Annotated in this window: 23 protein-coding genes; 5 read left to right on the top strand and 18 right to left on the bottom strand. The window is 70.5% G+C overall.

All coding sequences use genetic code 11. The features are described from left to right. Nucleotides 1-7 precede the first annotated feature (7 nt). The 3 genes from ALIDE2_RS14415 to ALIDE2_RS14405 are packed head-to-tail and all read right to left on the bottom strand — an operon-like array spanning nucleotide 8 to nucleotide 2,861. On the bottom strand, nucleotides 8-1,273 hold the full coding sequence (locus ALIDE2_RS14415) for a TRAP transporter large permease (protein ID WP_013722411.1): 1,266 nt from the start codon (nucleotides 1,271-1,273) through the stop codon (nucleotides 8-10). A gap of 17 nt (nucleotides 1,274-1,290) precedes the next feature. Further along, a complete protein-coding gene (locus tag ALIDE2_RS14410) occupies nucleotides 1,291-1,926 on the bottom strand; it encodes a TRAP transporter small permease (RefSeq protein ID WP_013722410.1) in 636 nt (211 codons plus the stop codon). A 20-nt stretch (nucleotides 1,927-1,946) separates the two neighbouring features. After that, entirely contained in the window at nucleotides 1,947-2,861 is a 915-nt protein-coding gene (locus ALIDE2_RS14405) for a dihydrodipicolinate synthase family protein (RefSeq protein WP_013722409.1), read from the bottom strand. A gap of 219 nt (nucleotides 2,862-3,080) precedes the next feature. Here ALIDE2_RS14405 and alaS point away from each other — a divergent pair, with 219 nt between their 5' ends. After that, complete coding sequence (gene alaS, locus ALIDE2_RS14400; protein ID WP_013722408.1) at nucleotides 3,081-5,702, top strand: alanine--tRNA ligase; 2,622 nt, start codon at nucleotides 3,081-3,083, stop codon at nucleotides 5,700-5,702. 50 nt (nucleotides 5,703-5,752) lie between these two features. Here the strand turns inward: alaS and ALIDE2_RS14395 are convergent, their stop codons facing one another. The 5 genes from ALIDE2_RS14395 to ALIDE2_RS14375 all read right to left on the bottom strand — a co-directional run bounded on the left by ALIDE2_RS14395 (nucleotide 5,753) and on the right by ALIDE2_RS14375 (nucleotide 10,583). Beyond that, entirely contained in the window at nucleotides 5,753-6,757 is a 1,005-nt protein-coding gene (locus tag ALIDE2_RS14395; RefSeq protein ID WP_013722407.1) for a GGDEF domain-containing protein, read from the bottom strand. Nucleotides 6,758-6,785: 28 nt separating this feature from the next. Next, nucleotides 6,786-7,559 (bottom strand): tRNA (guanosine(46)-N7)-methyltransferase TrmB, encoded by a 774-nt coding sequence (gene trmB / locus ALIDE2_RS14390; RefSeq protein ID WP_013722406.1) that lies wholly within the window; start codon nucleotides 7,557-7,559, stop codon nucleotides 6,786-6,788. Further along, entirely contained in the window at nucleotides 7,517-8,482 is a 966-nt protein-coding gene (gluQRS, locus tag ALIDE2_RS14385; RefSeq protein ID WP_013722405.1) for a tRNA glutamyl-Q(34) synthetase GluQRS, read from the bottom strand. Before gluQRS ends, trmB begins: the two co-directional genes overlap by 43 nt. Beyond that, on the bottom strand, nucleotides 8,479-9,573 hold the full coding sequence (locus tag ALIDE2_RS14380; RefSeq protein WP_013519400.1) for an NAD(P)/FAD-dependent oxidoreductase: 1,095 nt from the start codon (nucleotides 9,571-9,573) through the stop codon (nucleotides 8,479-8,481). The genes gluQRS and ALIDE2_RS14380 overlap by 4 nt, the downstream gene beginning before the upstream one ends. A gap of 74 nt (nucleotides 9,574-9,647) precedes the next feature. Beyond that, the gene (locus tag ALIDE2_RS14375) at nucleotides 9,648-10,583 is read right to left on the bottom strand and encodes a LysR family transcriptional regulator (RefSeq protein WP_013519399.1); all 936 of its coding nucleotides are present in this window, start codon (nucleotides 10,581-10,583) and stop codon (nucleotides 9,648-9,650) included. 111 nt (nucleotides 10,584-10,694) lie between these two features. On the opposite strand from ALIDE2_RS14375, the gene ALIDE2_RS14370 reads away from it, so the two are divergent. Further along, on the top strand, nucleotides 10,695-11,396 hold the full coding sequence (locus ALIDE2_RS14370) for a pirin family protein (protein ID WP_013519398.1): 702 nt from the start codon (nucleotides 10,695-10,697) through the stop codon (nucleotides 11,394-11,396). 72 nt (nucleotides 11,397-11,468) lie between these two features. Here ALIDE2_RS14370 and ALIDE2_RS14365 read toward each other — a convergent pair whose 3' ends face one another. From ALIDE2_RS14365 to ALIDE2_RS14325, 9 genes are all read right to left on the bottom strand, one after another. Next, nucleotides 11,469-12,212, bottom strand: a complete 744-nt coding sequence (locus tag ALIDE2_RS14365) for an arginyltransferase (RefSeq protein ID WP_013519397.1) — start codon at nucleotides 12,210-12,212, stop codon at nucleotides 11,469-11,471. Then, on the bottom strand, nucleotides 12,209-12,961 hold the full coding sequence (gene aat / locus ALIDE2_RS14360) for a leucyl/phenylalanyl-tRNA--protein transferase (RefSeq protein ID WP_013722404.1): 753 nt from the start codon (nucleotides 12,959-12,961) through the stop codon (nucleotides 12,209-12,211). Before aat ends, ALIDE2_RS14365 begins: the two co-directional genes overlap by 4 nt. Before the next feature lie 69 nt (nucleotides 12,962-13,030). After that, a complete protein-coding gene (locus tag ALIDE2_RS14355; protein WP_013722403.1) occupies nucleotides 13,031-14,479 on the bottom strand; it encodes an aldehyde dehydrogenase family protein in 1,449 nt (482 codons plus the stop codon). A gap of 71 nt (nucleotides 14,480-14,550) precedes the next feature. Beyond that, entirely contained in the window at nucleotides 14,551-15,888 is a 1,338-nt protein-coding gene (locus tag ALIDE2_RS14350; RefSeq protein WP_013722402.1) for an enolase C-terminal domain-like protein, read from the bottom strand. Nucleotides 15,889-15,919: 31 nt separating this feature from the next. Further along, nucleotides 15,920-16,912, bottom strand: a complete 993-nt coding sequence (locus tag ALIDE2_RS14345; RefSeq protein ID WP_013722401.1) for a 2-hydroxyacid dehydrogenase — start codon at nucleotides 16,910-16,912, stop codon at nucleotides 15,920-15,922. An 11-nt stretch (nucleotides 16,913-16,923) separates the two neighbouring features. After that, nucleotides 16,924-17,877, bottom strand: coding sequence for a Bug family tripartite tricarboxylate transporter substrate binding protein (locus tag ALIDE2_RS14340; RefSeq protein WP_013722400.1), 954 nt, complete (start codon nucleotides 17,875-17,877; stop codon nucleotides 16,924-16,926). 73 nt (nucleotides 17,878-17,950) lie between these two features. Beyond that, nucleotides 17,951-18,862: a 5-dehydro-4-deoxyglucarate dehydratase gene (gene kdgD / locus ALIDE2_RS14335; RefSeq protein ID WP_013722399.1), complete on the bottom strand. Its 912-nt coding sequence runs from the start codon at nucleotides 18,860-18,862 to the stop codon at nucleotides 17,951-17,953. Nucleotides 18,863-18,933: 71 nt separating this feature from the next. Then, entirely contained in the window at nucleotides 18,934-19,920 is a 987-nt protein-coding gene (locus ALIDE2_RS14330; protein ID WP_013722398.1) for a Bug family tripartite tricarboxylate transporter substrate binding protein, read from the bottom strand. A gap of 92 nt (nucleotides 19,921-20,012) precedes the next feature. Continuing rightward, a complete protein-coding gene (locus ALIDE2_RS14325) occupies nucleotides 20,013-20,807 on the bottom strand; it encodes a FadR/GntR family transcriptional regulator (protein ID WP_238530024.1) in 795 nt (264 codons plus the stop codon). A gap of 44 nt (nucleotides 20,808-20,851) precedes the next feature. On the opposite strand from ALIDE2_RS14325, the gene ALIDE2_RS14320 reads away from it, so the two are divergent. From ALIDE2_RS14320 to garD, 3 genes are read left to right on the top strand one after another with little or no spacing between them, the layout of a single operon-like run. Further along, nucleotides 20,852-22,147, top strand: a complete 1,296-nt coding sequence (locus tag ALIDE2_RS14320) for a glucarate dehydratase family protein (RefSeq protein WP_013722396.1) — start codon at nucleotides 20,852-20,854, stop codon at nucleotides 22,145-22,147. Between the two features lie 24 nt (nucleotides 22,148-22,171). Then, on the top strand, nucleotides 22,172-23,170 hold the full coding sequence (locus ALIDE2_RS14315) for a Bug family tripartite tricarboxylate transporter substrate binding protein (RefSeq protein WP_013722395.1): 999 nt from the start codon (nucleotides 22,172-22,174) through the stop codon (nucleotides 23,168-23,170). Nucleotides 23,171-23,210: 40 nt separating this feature from the next. Continuing rightward, nucleotides 23,211-24,791 (top strand): galactarate dehydratase, encoded by a 1,581-nt coding sequence (gene garD, locus ALIDE2_RS14310; protein ID WP_013722394.1) that lies wholly within the window; start codon nucleotides 23,211-23,213, stop codon nucleotides 24,789-24,791. Nucleotides 24,792-24,867: 76 nt separating this feature from the next. Here garD and ALIDE2_RS14305 read toward each other — a convergent pair whose 3' ends face one another. Further along, nucleotides 24,868-25,206 carry a YggL family protein gene (locus ALIDE2_RS14305; RefSeq protein ID WP_013722393.1) on the bottom strand — a complete coding sequence of 113 codons (339 nt, stop codon included), beginning with the start codon at nucleotides 25,204-25,206 and terminating at the stop codon, nucleotides 24,868-24,870. Nucleotides 25,207-25,233: the final 27 nt, after the last annotated feature.

Here is a 25,233-nt window from a genome sequence, read left to right as displayed (position 1 = left end):
GGTTGGGTTACTTCAGGAGACCAAGGGAGAGGCCGGGAAACAGCGACAGCAGCACCAGTGCGGCGCAGCAGATGAGGAAGAAGGGCATGGTGACCATGAACATCTTCCCCGGCTTGGCGCCCGTGACGGCGGCGGCCACGAAGAAGGACAGGCCCACGGGCGGGGACATGAGTCCCAGCACCAGGTTCACCACGACCACCACGCCGAAGTGGCGCGGGTCGATGTGGTAGACGTCGGTGGCGATGGGCAGCAGGATCGGCACGGTCATGATGAGGCCCGGTATGCCGTCGATCACGGTGCCGATCACCAGCAGGATCACGTTGGTGATCAGCAGGAAGCTCACCGGGTCCTTGGCGACGGTCTGGATCCAGCTGGCCGCGGCCTGCGGCACCTTGCCGTAGATCAGCAGCCACGAGAACACGGCGGCGGCCGCCACCAGGAACAGCACGATGGCCGAATACACGGCCGAGCGCAGCAGGATCTGCGGCAGCATGGCGTAGCGGAACTCGCGCGTCACGTAGCGGCCCACCAGCGCCGAGACCACGGCGCCTACGGCGGCCGACTCGGTGGGGTTGGCCATGCCCGCGAGGATAGAGCCGACGATGACGATGGGGATGAGCAGCGTGGGCGACGCCTGCACGATGGTGCGCGCGCGCTCGGCCAGCGTCTTCTTCTCGCTGCGCGGGTAGTCGTAGATGAGGCCCATGCAGGCGATCACCACGAAGAACAGCAGCGTGAGCAGGATGCCCGGCAGGATGCCGGCCATCAGCATGTCGCCCACGGCCACCTGCGCGAGCACGCTGTAGACCACGAACATCACCGACGGCGGGATGATGGGGCCGAGCATGCCGCCATAGACGGTGACGCCGGCCGCGAAGGTCTTGTCGTAGCCCTGCTTCTCCATCTCGGGCACCATGATCTTGCTCATGATGGCCACCTGGGCCGTGGCCGAGCCGATGATCGAGGCCAGCATCATGTTGGCCAGGACGTTGACGTAGGCCAGGCCGCCGCGCACCGCGCCGACGAAGCCCATGGCCAGCTCCACGAGCCGGCGCGTGATGCCGCCGCTGCCCATGATCTCGCCGATCAGGATGAACAGCGGGATGGCGATGAGGCCGTAGCTGTCCACGCCGCCGAACATCTGCGGCGGGAAGGACTGCAGCAGCACCATGGCATCGGTGTCGAAGATGTAGACGATGCCGGCCAGGCACAGGCACACGCCGATGGGCACGCCGAGGAACATCACGGCGAGGAAGAACAGGCTGGTGATCATGGTCGGGCGCAGGCGGCTCAGTTGACGGTTTCTTCGGCGTTGCCGAGGTCGAAGCCCGCGATCGCGGCGCGCGGGGCGAAGCCCATGTCCTCGATCAGGTTGGCGAGGGCGTGGACGGTGAAGCTCAGGCTGAACAGCGGGATGACGAGCTGCACCACCCAGGTGGGCCAGTTCAGCGTTTGCGTGTGCTCGGTGTAGAGGAAGTTGAAGCTCTCGGCCGCGTAGGCCTTGGCGTCGAAGCCATGGCTGGCGATGCCGACCGGGTCGAGCCACAGCCAGCACATGGCGACCATGGCGCAGCCGAAGGCGAACACGCAGGCCGTGGCCACGGCCTTCACGCGCCGCGCGGCGCGCTCGCCCAGGGAGTCCGTGAGCAGCGTGACCGCGAAGTCCAGGCGCAGCCGGGTCATGGCCGACGCGCCGATGAAGCTCAGCCACACCACCAGGTAGACCGCCGCCTCGTCCACCCAGTAGATCGGCACGCCCGTGTAGCGCGTGGCGACGTTGAGCAGGATCAGCAGCGTGATCGAACCCATCAGCATCATCAGCGCGACGCGCTCGATGCGCAGGATGGCGGATGAGGCCAGCTGTATCCAGCGGGCCCAGCCATGGCGGCTTGTCTCTTTGCCTGTTGCATTTCTGGAGGAGGGCATGGCCGGGCTCCGCGGTGGGATCAGTCGATGGAGCGGTACTCTGCGGGGCGGGTGGCAAGGGCCTTGTTGACCACGCCGATGATGAATTCGCGCTCCTCGCCGATCACCGGCATGCGCGGCAGGCGCATGTGCTCGGTGCCCACGCCCGCCAGCACGTCGATCAGCTTGAGGTTCTGCACGAGCTTGTTCGACACGTCCAGGTGCAGCATCGGCGTCATCCACTGGTAGAGCCTGAGCGCCTCGTCGAACCGCTTGGCCTTCATGAGATCGTAGAGCGCCACGGTCTCGCGCGGGAAGGCGCAGCCCACGCCGGCCAGCAGGCCGTCGGCGCCCAGGGCCAGGGCCTCGTAGGCCAGGTCGTCCACGCCGCAGAACAGCTGGTAGCGGTCGCCCACGGTGTTGCGCAGGTCGGTGATGCGGCGGATGTCGCCGCAGCTCTCCTTGATGGCCGTGATCCATTCGCAGTCGGCCAGCGCCAGCATGTGCTCGGGCTTGAGGTCCACGCGGTAGGCGACGGGGTTGTTGTAGACCATCACCGGCTTCTGCGCCGCGTTGGCCATGGCGCGCACGTTGGCCATGGCCTCGCGCGCGTCGGCCACGTAGATCACCGAGGGCATGACCATGAAGCCGGCCACGCCGAGCTTGTTGGCACCCTCGATATAGCGCAGCGCCTCGCGCGTGCTGGTCTCCGACACGTTGGCCAGCACCGGGACGCGGCTGGCGGCGGCGTCCAGTGCGATCCTGGCGACCTCCAGCTTCTCCTCCAGCGTCAGCGTGCTGGCCTCGCCCAGCGAGCCGCAGGTGACCAGGCCGTGGATGCCGTTGCGGATCTGGAAGTCGATGTGGCGGGCCGTGCCCTCGGCATCGATGCGCTCGTTGGGGTGGAACTTGGTGGTGATGGCAGGGAAGACGCCCTGCCAGCGGGGGTTGCTCATCGTGGACTCCTGATGCAGCGGTTGAAGATGCGGTGAAGCGCCGGTCGCCTCTCAATAAATATATTAGTGAGATATTTAAGATATTTTGTTGGGGTTTGTGCTAGTGGCTCCCGGCGGGTGCCCGTGTGCGGGGCGCCGGCAGGGCCCTGGAGGAAAGTCCGTAAAATGAAGGGTTCGCCTGTCGGCCGGCCGCAGGCCTTCCTATCCTTGAGAAAACCCATGACCACCCGCTTTTCCGTTGCCGACATCCGCAAGACCTTCCTGGACTTCTTCGCCGCCAAGGGCCACACCGTGGTGGCCTCCAGCCCGCTGGTGCCGGGCAACGACCCGACGCTGATGTTCACCAACTCGGGCATGGTGCAGTTCAAGGACGTGTTCCTGGGCACGGACAAGCGCCCCTACGTGCGCGCGGCCTCGGTGCAGACCTGCCTGCGCGCCGGCGGCAAGCACAACGATCTGGAGAACGTGGGCTACACCGCGCGCCACCACACGTTCTTCGAGATGCTGGGCAACTGGAGCTTCGGCGACTACTTCAAGCGCGAATCCATCCGCTGGGGCTGGGAATTGCTCACCCAGGTCTACAAGCTGCCGCCCGAGCGCCTGCTGGCCACCGTGTACGCCGAGGACGACGAGGCCTACGACATCTGGACCAAGGAGATCGGCCTGCCGCCCGAGCGCGTGATCCGCATCGGCGACAACAAGGGCGGGCGCTACAAGAGCGACAACTTCTGGATGATGGCCGACACCGGCCCCTGCGGCCCGTGCTCGGAGATCTTCTACGACCACGGCCCCGAGATCCCCGGCGGCCCCCCGGGCAGCCCCGACGAGGACGGCGACCGCTTCATCGAGATCTGGAACCACGTGTTCATGCAGTTCGACATGAAGGAAGACGGCTCGGTCACGCCGCTGCCCGCGCCCTGCGTGGACACCGGCATGGGCCTGGAGCGCCTGGCCGCCATCCTGCAGCACGTGCACAGCAACTACGAGATCGACCTGTTCGACGCGCTCATCAAGGCCGCCGCGCGCGAGACGCACACGGCCGACCTGGCCAACCCATCGCTCAAGGTGATCGCCGACCACATCCGCGCCACCGCCTTCCTGGTGGCCGATGGCGTCATCCCCGGCAACGAGGGGCGCGGCTACGTGCAGCGGCGCATCGTGCGCCGGGCGATCCGCCACGGCTACAAGCTCGGCTGCAAGACGCCGTTCTTCCACAAGCTGGTCAAGGATCTCGTGCAGCAGATGGGCGGCGCCTACCCCAAGCTGCGCGAGCAGCAGGAGCGCATCACCGAGGTGCTGCGCGTGGAGGAGGAGCGCTTCTTCGAGACCCTGGCCCACGGCATGGAGATCCTGGACGGCGCCCTGGCCGGCGGCGCCAGGCAGCTTCCCGGCGACGTGGCCTTCAAGCTGCACGACACCTACGGCTTCCCGCTGGACCTGACCTGCGACGTGTGCCGCGAGCGCGGCGTGGGCGTGGACGAGGCGGGCTTCGCCGCCGCCATGGAGCACCAGAAGAGCACGGCCCGCGCGGCGGGCAAGTTCAAGATGGACAGGGCGCTGGAGTACGGCGGCGCGGCCAACCGCTTCACCGGCTACGAACATCTCTCGGGTACTGCGAAAATCGTAGCGCTCTACGCAGATGGGACGAGCGTTGCGGCCCTCAAGGCCGGCCAGAGTGGCGTGGTCGTGCTCGACAGCACGCCGTTCTACGCCGAGAGCGGCGGCCAGGTCGGCGACCAGGGCCTCATCACGGCGGGCAGCGCGCGCTTTGCGGTGCAGGACACGCAGAAGATCAAGGCCGACGTGTACGGCCACCATGGCGTGCTCGGCGAGGGCACGCTCAACGTGGGCGACACGGTGCAGGCCCAGGTCGACGGCGCCGAGCGCGCCGCCACCATGCGCAACCACTCGGTCACGCACCTCATGCACAAGGCGCTGCGCGAGGTGCTGGGCGCGCACGTGCAGCAAAAGGGCAGCCTGGTGAATGCCGAGCGCACGCGCTTCGACTTCGCGCACAACGCGCCGGTCACGGCCGGGCAGATCCGCGAGATCGAGCGCCGCGTGAACGCCGAGATCCTGGCCAACACGGCCACCGACGCCCGCGTCATGGACATCGAATCGGCCCAGAAGACCGGCGCCGTGATGCTCTTCGGCGAGAAGTACGGCGAGACCGTGCGCGTGCTCGACATCGGCACCAGCCGCGAGCTGTGCGGCGGCACGCACGTGCAGCGCACGGGCGACATCGGTCTGTTCAAGGTCGTGGCCGAGGGCGGCGTGGCCGCGGGCGTGCGCCGCATCGAGGCCGTGACGGGCGAGAACGCGCTGGCCTACCTGCAGGGCCTGGAAGCCACCGTGGACCAGGCCGCCGCCGCGCTGAAGGCGCCGGCCGCCGAGCTGGCCACGCGCATAGCCGGCGCGCTCGACCAGATCAAGGCGCTGGAGAAGGAGCTTGCCCAGCTCAAGGGTAAGCTGGCCTCGGCCCAGGGCGACGAGCTGGCGAGCCAGGCCGTGGAGGTTAAGGGCATCAAGGTGCTGGCGGCGAAGCTCGACGGCGCCGACGCCAAGCAGCTTCGCGAGACCATGGACAAGCTCAAGGACAAGCTCAAGACGGCCGCCATCGTGCTGGCCGCCGTCGATGGCGACAAGGTGCAGCTGGCCGCCGGCGTGACGGCCGACAGCACGGCGCGCGTCAAGGCCGGCGAGCTGGTCAACTTCGTGGCCGGCCAGGTGGGCGGCAAGGGCGGCGGCAAGCCCGACATGGCCATGGCCGGCGGCACCGACGCGGAGGCGCTGCCGCAGGCGCTGGCCTCGGTGGCGGCCTGGGTGGGCGAACGCGCGTAGCGCGGCCTTGATCACGCACGAAACACCCGCCGCCGTGGCGGATGTTTCGTTTAGAACAGATCCACCTCGTCGTGGGCGATCTTCGCCTGCAGCACGCCGCTTAGCACCAGGTCGTCGTAGAAGCAGACCCGGTTGCGCCCGCTCTCCTTGGCATGGTAGAGCGCCTGGTCGGCGCGGCCCAGGACTTCCACGGGCGAGCCTCGCTGCGAGGCGGCGAAGCCGATGCTCGCGGTGATGTGTCCGATCTGCGGGAATGCGTGCGCCTGCATGGCCGCGCGCAGGCGCTCGAACACCTGGCGTGCCTGGGCCAGCGTGACGGAGCGCAGCAGCACCACGAACTCCTCGCCGCCGAAGCGGAAGATGCGGTCCTGGCTCTTGCAGTGCGCGCGCAGCACGTTGGCCACCAGGATCAGCACCTCGTCGCCGTACAGGTGGCCGAAGCGGTCGTTGACCGACTTGAAATGGTCGATGTCGATCACCGCCAGCCACGGGCGCGGCAGGTCGGCGCCGCCGTCCGCGGCTGGGGTGCTGCCGGCATCGCGGGCGAACTGTTCCTCGAAGGTCTTGCGGTTGAGCAGGCCCGTGAGCGCGTCGCGCTCGCTGTAGTCCAGCAGGTTCTGGTAGTTCTGGTAGACGAGGAACACGCCCTTGACCACGTCGCGCTGGTGCCGCGTGAAGGCGCGCGGCTGGGTGACCTCCAGGCAGGCGGTGGCGCGCCCCGCCTGCCACACGGGCAGCCACAGCGTGTGGCGGCCGGGCGAGGAGCGCTGGGCGCTTTCGCCGCCGGCCGCGATGCATTGGGCTAGCTCGGGTGCGTCGGCCAGCGGCAGGCGCTGCGGGTCGCCGGCCGCGTCGTGCTCGCTGGAGACGATCTGCCCGTCCTGGCTCCAGCTGCGCGGGCGCAGCATGGTGGCCTGGTCCTGCTCGAAGAGCTCCAGTGCCCGCACCTGCACGCGGTGGCACAGCCTGAGCAGGGTGGACAGCACCGACACCTCCAGCCGCAGGTGATCGCGGTGGGCGGTCATCTCGGCCAGGTTGCGCAGCAGGGGCTTCATCGGTCGGTCCTCCGGGAGGGCGGGAACGTCAGCGGCGCGTGAACACCAGGTCCCACACGCCATGGCCCAGGCGCATGCCGCGGTTCTCGAACTTGGTCAGGGGCCGGTACCAGGGCTGCGTGGCGTAGCCCTGGGCGGTGTTGGCCAGCAACGGCTCGGCCGACAGCACTTGCAGCATCTGCTCGGCGTAGGGCTGCCAGTCGGTCGCGCAGTGGATGTAGCCGCCGGGCTTGAGCCGGCCGGCCAGCCTGGCCACCAGCGGCGGCTGGATCAGGCGGCGCTTGTTGTGGCGCTTCTTGTGCCAGGGGTCGGGAAAGAAGATGTGCACGCCGTCGAGCGAGGCCGGCGCGAGCATGTGCTCCAGCACCTCCACGGCGTCGTGCTGCAGGATGCGGATGTTGGACAGGCCCTGCTCGCCGATGCGCTTGAGCAGCGCGCCCACGCCGGGCTCGTGCACCTCGCAGCACAGGAAGTCGTCGCCGGGGCGCACGCCCGCGATGTGGGCCGTGGCCTCGCCCATGCCGAAGCCGATCTCCAGCACCAGCGGCGCGCTGCGGCCGAAGGCGGCGGCGGCGTCCAGCGGGGCGGGCGCGTAGTCCAGCACATAGCGCGGCCCCAGGTCTTCGAGGGCCTTGGCCTGGCCGCTGGTGGTGCGGCCGGCGCGGCGCACGTAGCTCTTGATGCCCTTGGGATGGGCGATGCTGGCCGGCGCAGCGCCGGGCGCCGCGGGGCGGGATTCTTGGATGGATGGGGTTTGCGTCACAGCGGCGGATTGTAGATTCGCGCCCAGGCCCCGGCCCATAGCGCGAGCGCCTGGTCGGCGTCGCGCGCGCCTGATGCCGGCGGCAGGCCCAGCACCCGGGCGGCATCGGCCAGCGCCTGCAGCGGCCGGCCGTCGTCGATGGGCGGCGCGCCATGCTGCTTGGAGAGCTTCTCGCCGTCGGCCGCGCGCACCAGCGGCGTGTGCAGGTAGCGCGGCGTGGGCAGCCCCAGGGCCGACTGCAGCAGGATCTGGCGCGGGGTGTTGTCCGCCAGGTCTTCGCCGCGCACGATGTGGGTCACGCCCTGGTCGGCGTCGTCCACCACCACCGCCAGCTGGTAGGCCCACAGGCCGTCGGCGCGCAGCAGCACGAAGTCGCCCACCTGGCGGGCTACGTCCTGGAACTGCGGGCCCAGGCGCCTGTCGGTCCAGCGGATGCCGTCGCTTGCTATCGATAGGGGAGCTGTCGGCGATTGACTGCCGGTCGCTGGAGGCATTTTTGCCTGGTATTCGGTGGCGTTGAAGCGCCAGGCGCGCGGCGCGCGGCCGCGCAGGCCCTGGCGGCAGGTGCCGGGGTAGGGGCGCTCCACGTGGCGTTCATGCGCCAGGCCCTGGGCGGCCAGGGCCGCCTCGATGTCGCGCCGGGTGCAGGCGCAGGGGTAGGCCAGCCGCCGCGCCGCCAGTTCGTCCAGCGCCTGCCGGTAGCGCGCGCCGCGGCCCGACTGGCGCAGCGGCGGCGCGTCGGGCCGCAGGCCGCAGGCGGCCAGCTGGGCCAGGATGCGTTCGGCCGCGCCGGGGGGGCAGCGCGGCCGGTCCACGTCCTCGATGCGCACCAGCCAGCGCCCGCCGGCCGCGCGCGCGTCCAGCCAGCTGGCGAGGGCGGCCACGAGCGAGCCCGCATGCAGCGGCCCGGTGGGCGAGGGGGCAAAACGACCGATGTAGGGGCCGGCGTAGCCCGCGCTCATGCGGCGGCGAGGGCCAGCTCCAGACCGGAGACGAAGGCGTCCTCCAGCCGGTGGCCCAGGCACCAGTCGCCGCAGGCGCCCAGGCCCGCGGCGGCGTCCCACAGGAAGCTCCGGCCCAGGGGCGTCTGCGTCTGGGCGTAGCGCCAGCGGCGCATCTCGGCATGGGTGGGCGTGGCGTGTATGCCGGTGACCTCGGCGAAGGCCTTGATGAGCTTGGCCTGCACGCGCGCCGTGTCGTCGTTCAGGTGCTCCAGCGACCAGGCGGGGCTGGCCTGCACCGTCCAGCGCTCGATCTGCTTGCGGCCGGGCTTGCTCGACTCGCGCGCCAGCCAGGCGATGCGGTGGTGCGTGCTGCGCGCGGCGTTCCACTGCGGCCCCAGCGTGGTCAGGCCCGGGCGCACGGCGTGGGCGAAGGCCAGCATTAGCGTCCAGCAGGGGGCGATGTCCACGGCGTCGAGCGCCTGGCCCCAGGGCGCCGCCACGCCCGACTGCTGCAGCAGCGCCCGCGCGAGCGGCGCCGGCTGGGCCAGCACCACGGCGTCGAAGCCGCCGTGCAGGTGGGTGTCGCCGCCCAGGGTCTCGCAGTGCAGCTGCCAGGCGGTGGGGCGCATGGGGTCGCGCTCGATGCGCGTGACGGCCGTGTGCGTGTGCAGCCGGCCCTCGTCCGCCAGCGGCTCGGCCCAGGCCTGGACCAGCGCGTCCATGGTGGGGGCGGCCACCCAGTGCGCCTCGCCCGGCATGCGCGTGGCCGTGGCCACGCGGCCCGCGGCATCCAGCACGCGGATGGTGGTGGCGCTCCAGGCGCGGCACAGGCCGGGCACGGTGTCCAGGGCGCGCTGGAAGCGCGCGTCGCGCACGGTGAAGTACTGTGCGCCGGTGTCGAAGCTGCCGAAGGGCGAGGCCAGCGCCGCCGTGCGCCCGCCGCTGTGGGGCGCCCTCTCGAACACGGTCACGGCGTGGCCCGCCTGGGCCAGCGTGCGCGCGCAGGCGATACCCGCCATGCCGGCGCCGACGATGGCGAAGCGCCGCACCGAGGCGGCGGGCATGCCGTGTTTCAAGCGATTGCTGGAGCGGGGGCGGGGTGCTGTCATGGCGGGCTTTCGTAAACACGTTCTCGGATAGCGACGACTCTACACGCGCCGCCCCTCGCCGCGTACACGGCTTCTCAGAAATGATGGTGATTTTCGAGCAGGGCCCGGCGCGTGGCCGGGCTTTGCAGCTGCGACAGCCACCATTGCAGGGCCCGCCCCGGGGCGGTGGCGCCGGGCCCGCCCCATTGGTAGCTCATGGGCACGGTGCGCGCCGGGCGCACCACCTCGCGCACCACCAGGTGGCCGGCCTCGACGTAGGGGCGCACCATGGGCTCGGGCAGGAAGCCGCCGCCCAGGCCGCGCAGCTGGGCCTGGATCTTGGCGCGCATGTTGTCCACGGTGAATACGTCCTGCCCCGCCAGGATGCCCATGGTGACGTTGCCGCGCCGCGCCGAATCGGCCACGGCGACCAGGCGGTGCGCGCGCAGCGTGGCGTCGCTGATCGGCTCGGGCGCCCGCGCCAGCGGGTGGTGCGGGGCCACGACGAAGATGAAGCGCAGCTCGCCCAGCGGCGCGGATTGCAGGCCCGCCACATTGGCGGAGCCGGTCACGCCGATGGCCAGGTCCGCGTGGCCCGAGGCCAGCGCCTCGGCCGTGCCGCTCAGGATGCCGTCGCGCCATTTCAGGCGCGTGGGCGGCCCGAGGGCATAGAACGCCTCCACCAGCTCCAGCATGGTGGTGGGGGAGATCACTCCGTCCACCGACAGGGTCAGCTGCGGCTCCCAGCCCGTGGCCACGCGGCGCACGCGGTTGGCGATGGCGTCCACGTCCTCCAGCACGCGCCGGCCCTCGCGCAGCAGCTCCAGGCCAGCATCGGTGGGGCGGGCCTGGCGCGCGCTGCGGTCGAACAGCAGCACGTCGAGCGCGTCCTCGATCTGGCGCACGCGGTAGGTCAGCGCGCTGGGCACCAGGCCCAATGCGCGCGCGGCCGCGGCGAAGCTGCCGGCCTCGGCGATGGCCTGCAGCATGGCAAGGTTGTCCGGGGTCAGCGCATCGCGGGTGTTTTGCATGGTCCAGCTATTTCTTGTTCAATTGGTTTGAATGATGCCTTCAAGCCCGCAGCTCCCGCAAGCGCCGGTGCGGGCCTACATTGGCGCGAACGACATTCGAAGGAGCGCCTCATGCTGACCATCCGCAAATCGCAGGACCGCGGCCACGCCGACCATGGCTGGCTCAACTCGTACCACAGCTTCTCGTTCGCGGGCTACTACGACCCGCGCCACATGGGCTGGGGCAACCTGCGCGTCATCAACGAGGACCGCATCGCCCCCGGCACGGGCTTCGGCACGCACGGCCACCGCGACATGGAGATCATCAGCTACGTGCTCTCGGGCGAGCTGGCGCACCAGGACAGCATGGGCAACGTGAAGGGCATACCGCCGGGCGACGTGCAGCGCATGAGCGCGGGCACGGGCGTGATGCACAGCGAGTTCAACCACGCCCAGGGCCAGGCCACGCATTTCCTGCAGATCTGGATCGAGCCCGACGTGCGCGGCATCGCGCCGAGCTACGAGCAGGTGAGCGTGCCCGAGGCGGACAAGCGCGGCCGGCTGCGGCTCGTGGCCTCGCCCACGGGCGGGCCGGGCGTGGTGCGCATCCATGCCGATGCGTCGCTGCACGCGGGGCTGTTCGACGGGGCCGAGTGCGCCACGCTGGCGCTGGAACCGCGGCGCAAGGCCTACGTGCACCTGGTGCGCGGCGCGCTGCAGGTCAACGGCATGCCGCTGCAGGGCGGCGACGCGGCGCTGCTGGAGGGCGAGGCGCAGCTCCGGCTGGACGGCGGCCGCGACGCCGAGGTGCTGGTGTTCGACCTGGCGCCGTGAGCGGGCTGCTATCCAATAGAGAGCTGATGTCGCTTGCTGGACGGGCGTTGGAGGCCGATTCGGCTTGAAACTTCAGCGCCCGGCAGGCGGCTGCCACTTCTCGCCGATGAGCAGCTCGTGCGGCAGGAAGCGCGCCTTGTAGTTCATCTTGGGGCTTTGCTCTATCCAGTAGCCCAGGTAGACGTGGGGCAGGCCCAGCGCGCGGGCCTGCTGCAGCTGCCACAGCACGTTGTAGGTGCCGTAGCTCGTGCCTTCCTCGGGCTCGTAGAAGGTGTAGACGGCGGAGATGCCGTCCTCCAGCACGTCGAGGATGGACACCATCTTGAGCGCGCCGGGCCGGCCGTCAGCGTCGGGCTCGCGGAATTCGACAAGCCGCGAGTTGACGCGGCTTTGCAGCAGGAACTGCGTGTACTGGTCGATGCTGTCGTGGTCCATGCCGCCGCCCGCGTGGCGCGCGGTCTGGTAGCGCAGGTAGAGCTGGTAATGCTCGGGCATGTAGCACAGGCGCAGCACGCGCGCCTGCAGGCCGGCGTGGCGCCTCCAGGCGCGGCGCTGGCTGCGGTCGGGGCGGAACGAATCGGCCAGCACGCGCAGCGGGATGCAGGCCTGGCAGCCCTCGCAGTGCGGGCGGTAGGTGAACATGCCGCTGCGCCTGAAGCCCCGTGCCACAAGGTCGGAGTACACGGCGTTCTGGATCAGGTGGCTGGGCGTAGCCACCTGCGAGCGCGCCTGCCGCTGTGGCAGGTAGCTGCACGGATAGGGCGCCGTGGCATAGAACTGCAGGCTTTGCAGCGGAAGGTCGTTGAGCTGGGTCACGCCGCGGAGGTCGGTGGCAAAAGCTCGTTCCAGTATACGGGCTCGAATCGCCAGTCGCAGGGGGGCTCTGCCCGGGCCTGGGCCACGTGGCGCAGGAACTGCGCGCGGCCGATCTCGCGCGCGCCCAGCGATGCCAGGTGGCCGGTGTTCTGCTGGCAGTCGATCAGCGCCACGCCCTCGCGCCGGCACAGGCAGACGAGCGCGGCCAGCGCGATCTTGGAGGCGTCGGTCGCGTGCGCGAACATCGACTCGCCGAACACCGCGCGCCCCAGCGCCACGCAGTACAGCCCGCCCGCCAGCCGGCCGTCCACCCAGGTCTCCACGCTGTGCGCATGGCCCGCGGCGTGCAGCGCCTCGTAGGCCGCCACCATGCGCGGCACGATCCAGGTGCCGTCCTGGCCGGCGCGCGGCGTCTGCGCGCAGGCGCGGATCACGGCGGGGAAGTCGCTGTCGATGCGCACCTCGCAGCCCGGCGTGGCGCGAAAGCGCTGCAGCACGCGGCGCAGCGAGCGGTGCAGGCGGAACTCCTGCACGTGCAGCACCATGCGCGGGTCGGGGCTCCACCACAGGATGGGCTGGCCCGCGCCGAACCACGGGAAGATGCCCTGCCGGTACGCAGCGAGCAGGTAGGGCACGTCCAGCTCGCCGCCGGCCGCCAGCAGCCCGGGGGCGGGGGATGCTGCGTCCCAGCTGCGGCTGGGGTGCGGGAAGCCGTCGGGCGATTGGATCCAGGGCAGGGAAGAGGACACGCGAGGAGAGGAAAGCCGGCCAAGGCGGGCATTCTCTCCTGACAACGCCCTCAGATCGTAAACACGCCCTCAGGCCAACGTGTAGGCCGTTTTCACCGTGGTGTAGAACTCCTGCGCGTAGCGCCCCTGCTCGCGCGGGCCGTAGCTGCTGCCCTTGCGGCCGCCGAAGGGCACGTGGTAGTCCACGCCCGCCGTGGGCAGGTTGACCATCACCATGCCGGCCTGGCTGTGGCGCTTGAAGTGCGTGGCGTGCTTGAGGCTCGTCGTGGCGATGCCGGCCGACAGGCCGAACGGCGTGTCGTTGGCCACGGCCAGCGCCTCCTCGTAGTCCTGCACGCGGATCACGCTGGCCACGGGGCCGAAGACCTCCTCGCGGTTGATGCGCATGCCGGGGGCGGTGTCCACGAACAGCGTGGGCGCCATGAAGAAACCCTGCCTGCCGCTGCCCGTGTGGCAGGCCACGCGCTCGCCGCCAGCGGCCAGCCGGGCGCCCTCGGTCTTGGCGATCTCCACGTAGGCCAGGTCCTGCTCCAGTTGCGCCTGGCTGACCACGGGGCCCATGTCGGTGCCGGCGGCGCGCGCGTCGCCCACCTTGATCCTGGCCATGCGCGCCTGCAGCGCCTCGACGAAGGCGGGGTAGATCGCGTCGGTCACGATCAGGCGGCTGGACGCCGTGCAGCGCTGGCCGGTGGAGTAGAAGCCGCTTTGCGCCGACAGTTCCACGGCCTGGGCGAGGTCGGCATCGTCGAGCACGATTTGCGGGTTCTTGCCGCCCATCTCCAGCTGCACCTTCTTGCCGGACTTCGCGCAGGCCGCGGCGATGCCGCGGCCCACGCCCACCGAGCCGGTGAAGCTGATGGCCGCCACGCCGGGGTGGTTCACCAGCGCCTCGCCGATCACGCGCCCGCGCCCCATGACGAGGTTGAACACGCCGGCCGGGATGCCGCTCTTGTGGATGATCTCGGCCAGCGCCCAGGCGCAGCCCGGCACCAGGTCGGCGGGCTTCAGGACCACGCAATTGCCGTAGGCCAGGGCCGGGGCGATCTTCCAGGCGGGAATGGCGATGGGGAAGTTCCACGGCGTGATGAGGCCCACCACGCCGACGGGCTCGCGCGTGATCTCCACGCCGATGTTGGGGCGCACCGAGGGCAGCACCTCGCCCGCCAGGCGCAGGCATTCGCCGGCGAAGAACTTGAAGATCTGGCCCGCGCGCGCCACCTCGCCGATGGCCTCGGGGCGGGTCTTGCCCTCCTCGCGCGCGAGCAGGTCGCCGAGTTCCTCCTTGCGCGCCAGGATCTCGTTGCCGATCTTGTCCAGCGCATCGTGGCGCGCCTGGATGCCCGAGGTGCTCCAGGCCGGGAACGCGGCCGTGGCCGCGGCAACGGCGGCCTGCACGTCATCGGCCCCGCCCTGGGCGTATTCGCCGATCACGTCCGACAGGTCGCTGGGGTTGGTGTTGGGGGCACAGGACGCGCCGGGCGTCCACCGGCCGCCGATCAGGTTGTGGTGCTGGGTCATGGTGTCTTGAAGGTTTTTGGCCTCCAGCGCCCACTGGGCAAGCGCTGGCAGCTATCGAAATGGGAGTTTGGTTAGCGCACCATGCAGGGGCGCTTGTTGTCGAAGGTCCAGCCCGGGATCAGGGACTGCATGGCCATGGCGTCGTCGCGCGCGCCCAGGCCATGCTCCTGGTACAGGGCGTTGGCGCGCTTGAGCGCTGCGCGGTCCACGGTCACGCCCAGGCCCGGCGCCTGCGGCACCTCGACGAAGCCGCCCTTGATTTGCAGCGGGTTCTGGGTGAGGAACTGGCCGTCCTGCCAGATCCAGTGCGTGTCGATGGCCGTGACCTTGCCGGGCACGGCGGCGGCCACGTGGGTGAACATGGCCAACGAGATGTCGAAGTGGTTGTTGGAGTGCGAGCCCCAGGTGAGCCCCCAGTCGCGGCAGGTCTGGCCCACGCGCACCGAGCCGGCCATGGTCCAGAAATGCGGGTCGGCCAGCGGGATGTCCACCGACTGCAGCGCGAGCGCATGCACCATCTGGCGCCAGTCGGTGGCGATCATGTTGGTGGCCGTGGGCAGGCCGGTGGCGCGGCGGAATTCGGCCATGACCTCGCGGCCCGAGAAGCCGCCCTCGGCGCCGCAGGGGTCCTCGGCATAGGCGAGCACGCCGCGCATGTCGCGCATCAGGCGGATCGCGTCCTTGAGCAGCCAGCCGCCGTTGGGGTCCAGCGTGACGCGCGCCTGGGGGAAGCGCCGGGCCAGGGCGGCGGCGGCCTCGACCTCCTGCTCGCCCGCGAGCACGCCGCCCTTGAGCTTGAAATCGTTGAAGCCGTAGCGCGCGTGCGCGGCCTCGGCCTGGCGCACGATGGACTCGGGCGTCATGGCCTCCATGTGGCGCACCTGGATCCAGTCGTCGCTGCCGCTCTTGTCCTCGCCGGGCTTCACGTAGGGCAGGCCGGTCCTGTCGCTGGGGCCGACGAAGAACAGGTAGCCCAGCATCTCCACGCGCTCGCGCTGCTGGCCCTCGCCGAGCAGCGCGGCCACGGGCACGCCCAGGTGCTGGCCCAGCAGGTCCAGCAGCGCCGATTCCGCGGCCGTGACGGCGTGCACGCCGATGCGCAGGTCGAAGGTCTGCAGGCCGCGCCCGCCCGCGTCGCGCCCTTCCAGGTTCTTCTGCACCTGCTGCAGCAACTGCAGGCGCCGGCCGATGGACTGGCCGACGAGCACGCGCCTGCTGTCCTCCAGCGCCTGGCGTATGCCTTCGCCGCCAGGCACCTCGCCCACGCCGGTGCGGCCGGCGCTGTCGTGGATGAGCACGACGTTGCGCGTGAAGAAGGGCGCGTGCGCGCCGCTCAGGTTCATCAGCATGCCGTCGCGGCCGGCGACGGGGATGACTTCGATGTCGGTGATGGTGGGTGTCTGGGTCATGGCGGATGCGAACGGAAGTGGGGGGTGAAAGTCAGGCGGCCTGCGCCTGCCGGCCAGCGGCGGCCTCGGCGGACCAGGGCACCTCGGCCACGGGGCGGCCGGTGGCGAGGCAGTGCGCGAGGTTCGCCAGCACCAGGTCGGCCATGGCGCGCCGGGTCTCGTGCGTGCCACTGGCGATGTGCGGCGCCAGCACCACGTTGTCCAGCGCCAGCAGCGCGGGCAGGGGGCGGGGCTCGTCCTCGAACACGTCCAGGCCCGCGCCGGCGATGCGTCCGCCCTGCAGCGCGGCCGCCAGCGCGGCTTCATGAACCACGCTGCCGCGCGCCACGTTGACCAGGAAGCCCTGCGGGCCCAGCGCGTCGAGCACCTCGGCATTCACCAGGTGGCGCGTGCCCTCGCCGCCGGCGGTGGTGACGACCAGGAAGTCCGCCCAGCGCGCCAGCTCCAGCAGCGAGGGCAGGTACCGGTGGGGCGAGCCCTCGACCGGGCGCCGGTTGTGGTAGGCCACCTGCATGTCGAAGCCGGCTGCGCGCCGCGCCACGGCGCTGCCGATGCGGCCCATGCCGAAGATGCCCAGGCGCTTGCCGCTGGCGCGTGTATGTATGCCGAAACGCTGGCGGCTCCAGCCGCCGCGGCGCACGAAGCGGTCGGCCGCGGACAGGCCGCGCGCCGCGTCGAGCAGCAGGGCGAAGGCCATGTCGGCCACGCAGTCGTCGAGCACGCCGGGGGTGTAGCCCACGCGCGCGCCGCGGCGCAGCAGCGCCTGCCGGTCCAGCGCGTCGAAACCCACACCGAAGCTGCTCACGTACCTGAGGTGGGGCAGGGCATCGACCACGTGGGCGGGCAGGCCCATGGCGGCGGAGGTGACCACGCAGTCGAACGTGGCGCCGTGCCCGGCGAGGAAGCGGGCGGGGTCGGCCTGCTCGCTGAGCACGGCCACGTCGTAGCGCTCGGCCAGTTCACGGTCGAGCGCGGGCAGGGGCATCCGGCCGTACTGGAGGATGCGGGGAGGGCGTTGCGTCATGGGGGCGTGGGTCAGTCCGCCGTGATCCTGCGGGCCTCGATCAGCGTCTTCCAGCGCGCGTACTCGCGCGCCTGGAAGGCCGCGAACTCCTCGGGCGTGTTGGCCACGATCTCCATGCCCTGCTCGGTCAGGCGCTTCTTCAGCGCCGGCTCGCTGATGGCCTGGATGGCGGCGTCGGCCAGCTTCTTCTTCACCTCGGCGGGCAGGCCCCTGGGGGCGGCCAGGCCCTGCCAGGAATAGATCTCGGCGCCCTTCACGCCGGCCTCGGCCAGCGTGGGCACGTCGGGCAGCACGGGCGAGCGCCGGTCGCCGGTGACGGCGATGGCATGCAGCTTGCCGGCGCGGATGTGCGGCAGCACGGCGTTCACGTTCTGGAACGAGAAGTCCACCTGGCCGCCCAGCAGGTCGTTGATGGCCGGCGCGCCGCCCTTGTAGGGGATGTGCAGGCCCGAGGTGCCGCTCTGCTGCCAGAACAGCTCGGCCGAAAGGTGGTCCGACGAGCCGTTGCCCGAGCTGGCGAAGCTGATCTTGCCGGGCTGGGCCTTGAGCGCGGCGATCACATCGGCCACGGTGCGCGCCTTCTGCGCGGGCGAGGCCACGAGCACGTTCGGCGCCTGCACGGGCAGGCTGATGTAGTCGAAGTCCTTCACCGCGTCGTACGGGATGTTCTTCACCAGGTGCGGCGCGATCACGAAGGGGCCGAGCGATGCCACCAGCAGCGTATAGCCGTCGGGCGCGGCGCGCTTGACCGCGGTGGCGCCTATGGTGCCCGTGGCGCCGGGGCGGTTGTCCACCACGAAGGGCTGGCCGAGTTTTTCGCCCATGTGCTGCGCCATGGCGCGGGCGATGGTGTCGGTGGAGCCGCCCGCCGGGAAGGGCACGATGACGTTCACGCTCTTCTCGGGCCACGCGGCCGCGGCGGACAGGGCCACGCTGGCCGTGAGGGCCAGGAGGATCTTCTTCATTGGTCTGCTCCTTGTGTAGTTCGTGTGCGATGAAGGTGGCCCCGCCGCCGCTCGCGGTGCGGGACCGGGTCCGTCAGGCCTGCTCGACCTTGCGGATCAGCGCGGCCAGCATCTCGACCTCGTCGGGCTGCAGGTCGGCCAGCGGCGGGCGCACCGGGCCCGCGGGGTGGCCCACGATGCGCGCGCCCGCCTTGATGATGCTCACGGCGTAGCCCGCGCTGCGGTTGCGGATCTTCAGGTAGGGCATGAAGAAGTCCTTGAGCAGCTGGTGCTGGGTGGCCTGGTCGTCGTTCTTCACGGCCTCGTAGAAGCGCATGGCCGTCCTGGGGATGAAGTTGAACACGGCCGACGAGTACACGGGCGTGCCCAGCGCCTTGTAGGCCGCGGCGTAGACCTCGGCCGTGGGCAGGCCGCCCAGGTAGGCCAGGCGGTCGCCCATGGCGAGGAACATGCTGGCCATGCCCTCGATGTCGCCCACGCCGTCCTTGAAGCCCACCAGGTTCGGGTTGCGCTCGCACAGGCGCGCCACGGTTTCGGGCGTGTAGCGGCTCACGCCGCGGTTGTAGATGATCACGCCGAAGTCCACGCTCTTGCACACGGCCTCCACGTGCGCGGCCAGGCCTTCCTGGCTGGCCTCGGTCATGTAGTGCGGCATGAGCAGGATACCGTGCGCGCCGGCCTTCTCCGCCGCCTGGGCGCATTCGATGGCGAAGCGCGTGGGGCCGCCCGCGCCGGCGATGATGGGCACCTTGCCCCGGCAGGTGTCCACCGCGGTGCGGATGATGGCGGGGTACTCGCCGGCCGTGAGCGAGAAGTACTCGCCCGTGCCGCCCGCGGCGAACAGGGCGCTGGCGCCGAAGGGGGCGAGCCATTCCAGGCGCGCGGCATAGCTCTTGGCATCGAAGTCGCCGTTGGCATCGAAGTCGGTGATGGGGAACGACAGCAGGCCGGAGCCCATCACGTTCTTGAGGTCTTGGGGAGTCATGTCGGTCTTTCTTTCGGGGCCGCTGCGCGGCGGGTTGGGGCGATGGGGGAAATGGATGCGTGGATGAGGCGTCAGTCGAGCTGCAGCTTTTCCTGCTGCACCACCTTGGACCAGCGGGCGCGCTCGGCGGCGAAGAACCTGTCCACCTCGGCGGGCGACATGGTCACCACCTCGGCGCCCTGGCCGGCCAGGCGCGCGCGCACCTCGGGGTTGCGGATGGCGGCGACCAGCGTTTCGCCGAGGCGTTTGACGATGGCTGGCGGCGTGCCCGCGGGCAGCATCACGCCTTGCCAGGTGCCGGTCTCGTAGCCGGGCACGCCCTGCTCGGCGATGGTGGGTACGCTGCCGATCAGCGGCATGCGCTCGCGCTTGGACACGCCCAGCAGCTTGAGCTTGCCGCTCTGCACGTGGGGGTAGGTGGCCAGCATGCCGTTCATGAGCACCTGGGTCTGGCCGGCCACCGTGTCCTGCACCGACTGCACGCCGCCCTTGTAGGGCACGTAGACCCACTTGGCGCCCGTGGCGCGGGCCAGCTCCACGCCGGCCAGGTGCGGCGCGCTGCCCGTGGCGGTGACGGCGAAGTTCAGGTCGCTGGTCTTGGACAGCTCCACCAGCTCCTTGAGGTTGTTCGCCTTCACCGAGGGATGGACCACCAGCAGGTGGGGCGAGTAGGCCAGCATGGCCGTGCCGCGCAGGTCCTTGGACGGGTCGAACGCGAGCCGGGTGTAGACCGAGGGGCTGATGGCCAGCGCGCCCAGGTCGCACAGCAGCAGGGTGTAGCCGTCGGGCGCGGCCTTGGCCACGAAGTCGGCGCCCAGGTTGCCGTTGGCGCCGGGCTTGTTGTCCACGATCACCGGCTGCCCGAGCGCTTCCGACAGGTGCTGGCTGATGGAGCGCGCGATGATGTCCGAGCTGCCGCCCGGCGGGTAGGGCACGACGATCTTCAGGGGGCGGCTGGGCCACTGGCCGGCGGCCTGGGCGCCAAGGGGCAGCGCGGCGGCGCACAGGCCGGCGAGGGCGATGGCGGCGGCGCGGCGGGTGAGGGGGTGCTGGGGCATGCGGTGTGTCTCCTGTGATTTGTTATATGTCATCATACAACATACGGCGAGTGATGCAAGCGGTATTTCCGCCAGCGCGGCGCAGGGCCCGTTCAGGTACGGGGCGCGCTCGCGCGCTGCGCCAGCCGCAGCCGCTCGCGCGAGTTGGTCAGGTGGATGCGCATGGCCGCGCGGGCCGAGTCGGCGTCCTGGCGCTCGATGGCGTTGTAGATCTCCTCGTGCTCTCGGTTCACGCGGCGCAGGTAGTCGGGGGCGTGCGTGGGCGCCTGCAGCGAGGTGATGCGCGTGCGCGGGACCAGCAGGGCGCCGAAGTGCGCCAGGATGTCCCTGAAATACCGGTTGCCCGTGGCCTGGGCGATGCCCAGGTGGAACGCCAGGTCGTGCGTGACGGTGTCGCCGCCGCTGGCCGCGTGGCGCTCGAAGGCCTGCAGCGCGTCGCGCAGGGCCTGCAGGTGCTCGCTGCTGCGGCGCTGCGCGGCCAGGCCGGCGGCCTCGGTCTCCAGGCTGATGCGCAGCTCCAGCACGGCCAGCACGTCCACCGACTCGCTCAGCTCGCGCGCGTCGAGGGTCAGGCCCGCGCCGTCCCGCGCGGGCAGCACGAAGGTGCCTATGCCGTGGCGCGTCTCCACCAGGCCCGCGGCCTGCAGCTTGGACAGGGCTTCGCGCACGACGGTGCGGCTCACGTCGTAGTCCCGCACCAGCTCGGACTCGGTGGGCAGCTTGTCCCCTTCGCGCAGCAGGCCCTGGCGGATCTTGTTCTCGAATTCTTCGGACAGCAGGTTCGCCAGGCTGCGCCCCCCGCCACGGCCGGCCCGGCCGCGCAGCGAAGGGGTGGGCGTGGCCGTGGAGGAGGGGGATTCGGGTAATCCCGTGGATGGGGTGTTCATGTCCGCCATGATAATCTGTTGCAAGTCATCAGACGACATACTTCATGACAACCTCCCACGCGATCCGCCACATCCGCATCACGCCCATTGCCTTCCGCGACCCGCCGCTGCTCAACGCGGCGGGCATCCACGAGCCCTGGGCGCTGCGCTCCATCATCGAGATCGAGACGGCCTCGGGCCTGGTCGGCATCAACGAGAGCTATGGCGACCAGCCCATGCTGGATGCGCTGGCCAAGGCCGCGCCGGCGCTGCAAGGGCTCTCGCCCTGGGCTCTCAACGAGATGGAGCGCCGCGTCGCGGCCCTGGTTGCGCCGCCCGCGCAGACGGCCTCGGAATTCCTGGGCCGGCAGGTGTCGCTGGCGCCGGGCACCCATGTCTCCAAGACGGTGGCCAAGGTGGTCAGCGCGTTCGAGGTGGCCATGCTCGACCTGCAGGGCCAGCTGGCCCGGGCGCCGGTGGTCGATCTGCTGGGCGGCGCGGCGCGCGAGGCCGTGCCCTTCTCGGCCTACCTGTTCTACAAGTACGCGGAGCACATCGACAAGCCCTATGCGCCCGACGCCTGGGGCGAGGCGCTCACGCCCGAGCAGCTCGTGGCCCAGGCGCGGCGCATGATCGGGCAGTACGGCTTCCAGAGCATCAAGCTCAAGGCCGGGGCCCTGCCGCCCGGGCAGGAGGCCGCGGGCATCCTGGCACTGGCCGAGGCCTTTCCGGGCACGCCGCTGCGCATAGACCCCAACGGCAACTGGACGGTGGAGACCAGCCTGAAGATCGTGCGGCAGCTGCGCGGCGTGCTGGAGTACTACGAAGACCCGGCCCCGGGCCTGGACGGCATGGCCGCCGTGGCGCGCGAGTGCGACGTGCCGCTGGCGACCAACATGGTCGTCACCGACTTCGCCGAGTTCCGCCGCAACGCCGAGATGGGCTGCCCCGTGAAGATCGTGCTGAGCGACCACCACTACTGGGGCGGTCTGCGCGCCACGCAGCGCCTGTCCACGCTGTGCAAGACCTTCGACCTGGGCCTGTCCATGCACAGCAACTCGCACCTGGGTATCAGCCTGGTGGCCATGGCGCACCTGTGCGCCAGCGTGCCGCTGCTCACCTATGCCTGCGACACGCACTACCCCTGGCAGGACGAGGAGGTCGTCGAGGGCGGCCGCCTGCGCTTCGAGCAGGGCAGCCTGCGCGTGCCCACCGCGCCAGGCCTGGGCGTGACGCTGGAGCGCGAGGCGCTTGCCCGCCTGCACGACAACTACCTGCGCTGCGGCATCCGCAACCGCGACGACCTCGCGCAGATGCGCAAGTACGACCCGGCCTTCACCGGCCGGCAGCCCCGCTTTTGAGCTTTCTCCAGGAGACGACCCACCATGCAACGCCGCACCTTCATCCACCACACCCTCGCCGCCAGCGCCGCGCTGCTGGGCGGCTCGCAGGCCATGCCCGCCATGGCGCAGGCTCCCTGGCCCACGGGCAAGGCCATCACCTACGTGGTGCCCTTTCCGCCCGGCGGCAACACCGACACCCTGGCGCGCGTGATCGCCCAGCCCCTGAGCCAGGCGCTGGGCACGCCCGTGGTCATCGACAACAAGGGCGGCGCCGGCGGCAGCATAGGCTCGGCCCTTGCCGCGCGCGCGCCGGCCGACGGCTACACCATCCTCGGCGGCACCATCAGCTCGCACGCCATCAACGTGAGCCTGTACGCCAAGCTGGACTACGATCCCGTCAAGTCCTTCTCGCCCGTCGCCATGCTGGGCTCCGGCCCGCTGGTGCTGGTGGTGCCGGCGGCCAGCCCCTACAAGACGCTTGCCGACGTGCTGGCCGCGAGCAAGGCCAAGGCCGCGGCGGGCGGGCTGTCCTCGGCCTCGCCGGGCACGGGCACATCGCCGCACATGGCGCTGGAGCTGCTGGCCTACCAGTCGGGCGTGAAGTTCACGCACGTGCCCTACAAGGGCAGCGGCCCGGCTGTGCAGGACGTGATCGGCGGCCAGGTGGACATGATGTTCGACACCACGCTGATCGTCGGCCCCCACATCCAGTCCGGCAAGCTGCGCCCCATCGCCGTGACCAGCTCCAGGCGCCTGGAGTCGCTGCCCGACGTGCCCACCATCGCCGAAGCGGGCCAGAAGGGCTTCGACATGGGCTCCTGGCAGGCGGTGTTCGCCCCCGCGGGCACGCCCAAGGCCATCGTGGACCGGCTGCATGCCGAGATCATGAAGATCGTCGCCACGCCCGAGGTGCAGGCGCGCCTCAAGAGCTTCGGCATGATCCCCTCCACCATGACCCCCGCCGAGCTCGGCGCCTACCAGAAGGCCGAGGTGGCCAAGTGGGCGCAGGTGATCAAGGCGGCGGGCATCAAGGCCGATTGAGCCGTATCCATGACGATGCCCGTGGCGAGATGACAGTGCGATGAATACCCAAGCCCCGCTTTCCATCACCATGCATCCGGCAGACAACGTCGCCATCGTCGCCAACGACGGCGGCCTGCCCGCGGGCGCCGTGCTGCCCGGCGGCCTGGTGCTGCTCGACAGGGTGCCCCAGGCGCACAAGGTGGCGCTGGTGGGCATCCCCGAGGGCGGCGCGGTGCGCCGCTACAACGTGGTCATAGGCTATGCGCTGCGGCCCATACCGGCCGGCAGCTGGGTGCACGAGCGCCTGCTCAGGATGCCCGATGCGCGCGCGCTGGACGGCCTGCCCATCGCCACCATCCGCCCCGCGCCGCAGGAGCCGCTGGCCGGCTACACCTTCGAGGGCTACCGCAACGCCGACGGCTCGGTGGGCACGCGCAACATCCTGGCCATCACGCAGACGGTGCAGTGCGTGGCCGGGGTGACGGCCTTTGCCGTGCAGCGCATCAAGGCCGAGCTGCTGCCCAGGTACCCCCATGTGGACGACGTGGTGGCGCTGGAGCACGGCTACGGCTGCGGCGTCGCCATCGACGCGCCGGACGCGGCGGTGCCCATCCGCACGCTGCGCAACATCAGCCTGAACCCGAACTTCGGCGGCGAGCTGATGGTGGTGAGCCTGGGCTGCGAGAAGCTGCAGCCCGAGCGCCTGCTGCCGCCGGGCAGCATCCCGCTGGTCGATGAGCGCAACGTGGCCGACGTGGGCGCCAGCGCCGATTCGGTGCTGGACGTGGTGTGCCTGCAGGACGAGGCGCATGTCGGCTTCATGTCCATGGTCGAGTCCATCCTGCGCCAGGCCGAGGCGCACCTGGCGCGCCTGAACGCGCGCCGGCGCGAAACGGTGCCGGCCAGCGCGCTGGTGGTGGGCGTGCAGTGCGGCGGCAGCGACGCCTTCAGCGGCGTGACGGCCAACCCGGCCGTGGGCTTCTGCGCCGACCTGTTGGTGCGCGCCGGCGCCACCGTGATGTTCAGCGAGGTGACGGAGGTGCGCGACGGCATCGACCAGCTCACCGCGCGCGCCGCCACGCCCGAGGTGGCGCAGGCCTTGATCGACCAGATGGCCTGGTACGACGCCTATCTGGCGCGCGGCCGCGTGGACCGCAGCGCCAACACCACGCCGGGCAACAAGAAGGGCGGGCTGTCCAACATCGTCGAGAAGGCCATGGGCTCCATCGTCAAGAGCGGCAGCGCGCCGATCTCCGGCGTCGTTGCCCCGGGCGAGCGGGCGGCGCGAAAGGGCCTGCTCTACGCCGCTACGCCGGCCAGCGACTTCATCTGCGGCACGCTGCAGCTGGCCGCCGGCATGAACCTGCACGTGTTCACCACCGGGCGTGGCACGCCCTACGGCTTGGCCGCGTGCCCGGTCATCAAGGTGGCCACGCGCAGCGACCTGGCGCGGCGCTGGCACGACCTGATGGACGTGAACGCCGGCCGCATCGCCGACGGCGAGGCCAGCATTGAGGACGTGGGCTGGGAGCTGTTCCACCTCATGCTTGACGTGGCCAGCGGCCGCAGGAAGACCTGGGCGGAGCAGTGGAAGCTGCACAACCAGTTGGTGCTGTTCAACCCCGCGCCGGTGACCTGAACAGGCTCATTGCTATCGAAATAATAACGTTTGGCGCTTGCCAGACGGGCGCTGCAGGGCAAAAAGGCTTGAAACCTCAGTCCTCCAAGTACCACGCGTCCTTGAGCGCGCTCACCGTGGCCTCGGCCACCTCGGGCTGGGCGGCCAGCCAGGCCTGCGTGGCTTGGCGGTCGTCCTCGGTGGCGGAGCCGCGCGCGAACGCCGTGACGAAGCCCTCGCGCACCCAGCCGGCGGCGGCCAGGTTGCGGGGCACGAGCAGCTCGCGCACAAAGCGGTCCATCAGCGCCTCTTCCTGCTCGGGTGCCAGGGCCTGCCGGACTTTCAGCTCGTACTCGAAGCCGAACTCCTGGAATTCGCCCACGCGCATCTTCTTGCGAAGGCGGCGGCTGCGTTCTTTGTTGGGTGGCAGGGCCATGTCCAAAACTCCTTGAAATGCAAAAAA

The sequence above is a fragment of the Alicycliphilus denitrificans K601 genome (assembly GCF_000204645.1).
Classification (GTDB): Bacteria; Pseudomonadota; Gammaproteobacteria; order Burkholderiales; family Burkholderiaceae_C; genus Alicycliphilus; species Alicycliphilus denitrificans.
Note: the sequence above shows the minus strand (reverse complement) of the source record. Positions and strands in the feature narration are given on the sequence as shown.

Excerpts from the sequence above, each read along its gene's own strand:
- ALIDE2_RS14415 (WP_013722411.1), bottom strand. The coding sequence starts at position 1,273 with ATGATCACCAGCCTGTTCTTCCTCGCCGTGATGTTCCTCGGCGTGCCC.
- ALIDE2_RS14410 (WP_013722410.1), bottom strand. The coding sequence starts at position 1,926 with ATGCCCTCCTCCAGAAATGCAACAGGCAAAGAGACAAGCCGCCATGGC.
- ALIDE2_RS14405 (WP_013722409.1), bottom strand. The coding sequence starts at position 2,861 with ATGAGCAACCCCCGCTGGCAGGGCGTCTTCCCTGCCATCACCACCAAG.
- alaS (WP_013722408.1), top strand. The coding sequence starts at position 3,081 with ATGACCACCCGCTTTTCCGTTGCCGACATCCGCAAGACCTTCCTGGAC.
- ALIDE2_RS14395 (WP_013722407.1), bottom strand. The coding sequence starts at position 6,757 with ATGAAGCCCCTGCTGCGCAACCTGGCCGAGATGACCGCCCACCGCGAT.
- trmB (WP_013722406.1), bottom strand. The coding sequence starts at position 7,559 with ATGGGCCGGGGCCTGGGCGCGAATCTACAATCCGCCGCTGTGACGCAA.
- gluQRS (WP_013722405.1), bottom strand. The coding sequence starts at position 8,482 with ATGAGCGCGGGCTACGCCGGCCCCTACATCGGTCGTTTTGCCCCCTCG.
- ALIDE2_RS14380 (WP_013519400.1), bottom strand. The coding sequence starts at position 9,573 with ATGACAGCACCCCGCCCCCGCTCCAGCAATCGCTTGAAACACGGCATG.
- ALIDE2_RS14375 (WP_013519399.1), bottom strand. The coding sequence starts at position 10,583 with ATGCAAAACACCCGCGATGCGCTGACCCCGGACAACCTTGCCATGCTG.
- ALIDE2_RS14370 (WP_013519398.1), top strand. The coding sequence starts at position 10,695 with ATGCTGACCATCCGCAAATCGCAGGACCGCGGCCACGCCGACCATGGC.
- ALIDE2_RS14355 (WP_013722403.1), bottom strand. The coding sequence starts at position 14,479 with ATGACCCAGCACCACAACCTGATCGGCGGCCGGTGGACGCCCGGCGCG.
- ALIDE2_RS14350 (WP_013722402.1), bottom strand. The coding sequence starts at position 15,888 with ATGACCCAGACACCCACCATCACCGACATCGAAGTCATCCCCGTCGCC.
- ALIDE2_RS14345 (WP_013722401.1), bottom strand. The coding sequence starts at position 16,912 with ATGACGCAACGCCCTCCCCGCATCCTCCAGTACGGCCGGATGCCCCTG.
- ALIDE2_RS14340 (WP_013722400.1), bottom strand. The coding sequence starts at position 17,877 with ATGAAGAAGATCCTCCTGGCCCTCACGGCCAGCGTGGCCCTGTCCGCC.
- kdgD (WP_013722399.1), bottom strand. The coding sequence starts at position 18,862 with ATGACTCCCCAAGACCTCAAGAACGTGATGGGCTCCGGCCTGCTGTCG.
- ALIDE2_RS14330 (WP_013722398.1), bottom strand. The coding sequence starts at position 19,920 with ATGCCCCAGCACCCCCTCACCCGCCGCGCCGCCGCCATCGCCCTCGCC.
- ALIDE2_RS14325 (WP_238530024.1), bottom strand. The coding sequence starts at position 20,807 with ATGAACACCCCATCCACGGGATTACCCGAATCCCCCTCCTCCACGGCC.
- ALIDE2_RS14320 (WP_013722396.1), top strand. The coding sequence starts at position 20,852 with ATGACAACCTCCCACGCGATCCGCCACATCCGCATCACGCCCATTGCC.
- ALIDE2_RS14315 (WP_013722395.1), top strand. The coding sequence starts at position 22,172 with ATGCAACGCCGCACCTTCATCCACCACACCCTCGCCGCCAGCGCCGCG.
- garD (WP_013722394.1), top strand. The coding sequence starts at position 23,211 with ATGAATACCCAAGCCCCGCTTTCCATCACCATGCATCCGGCAGACAAC.
- ALIDE2_RS14305 (WP_013722393.1), bottom strand. The coding sequence starts at position 25,206 with ATGGCCCTGCCACCCAACAAAGAACGCAGCCGCCGCCTTCGCAAGAAG.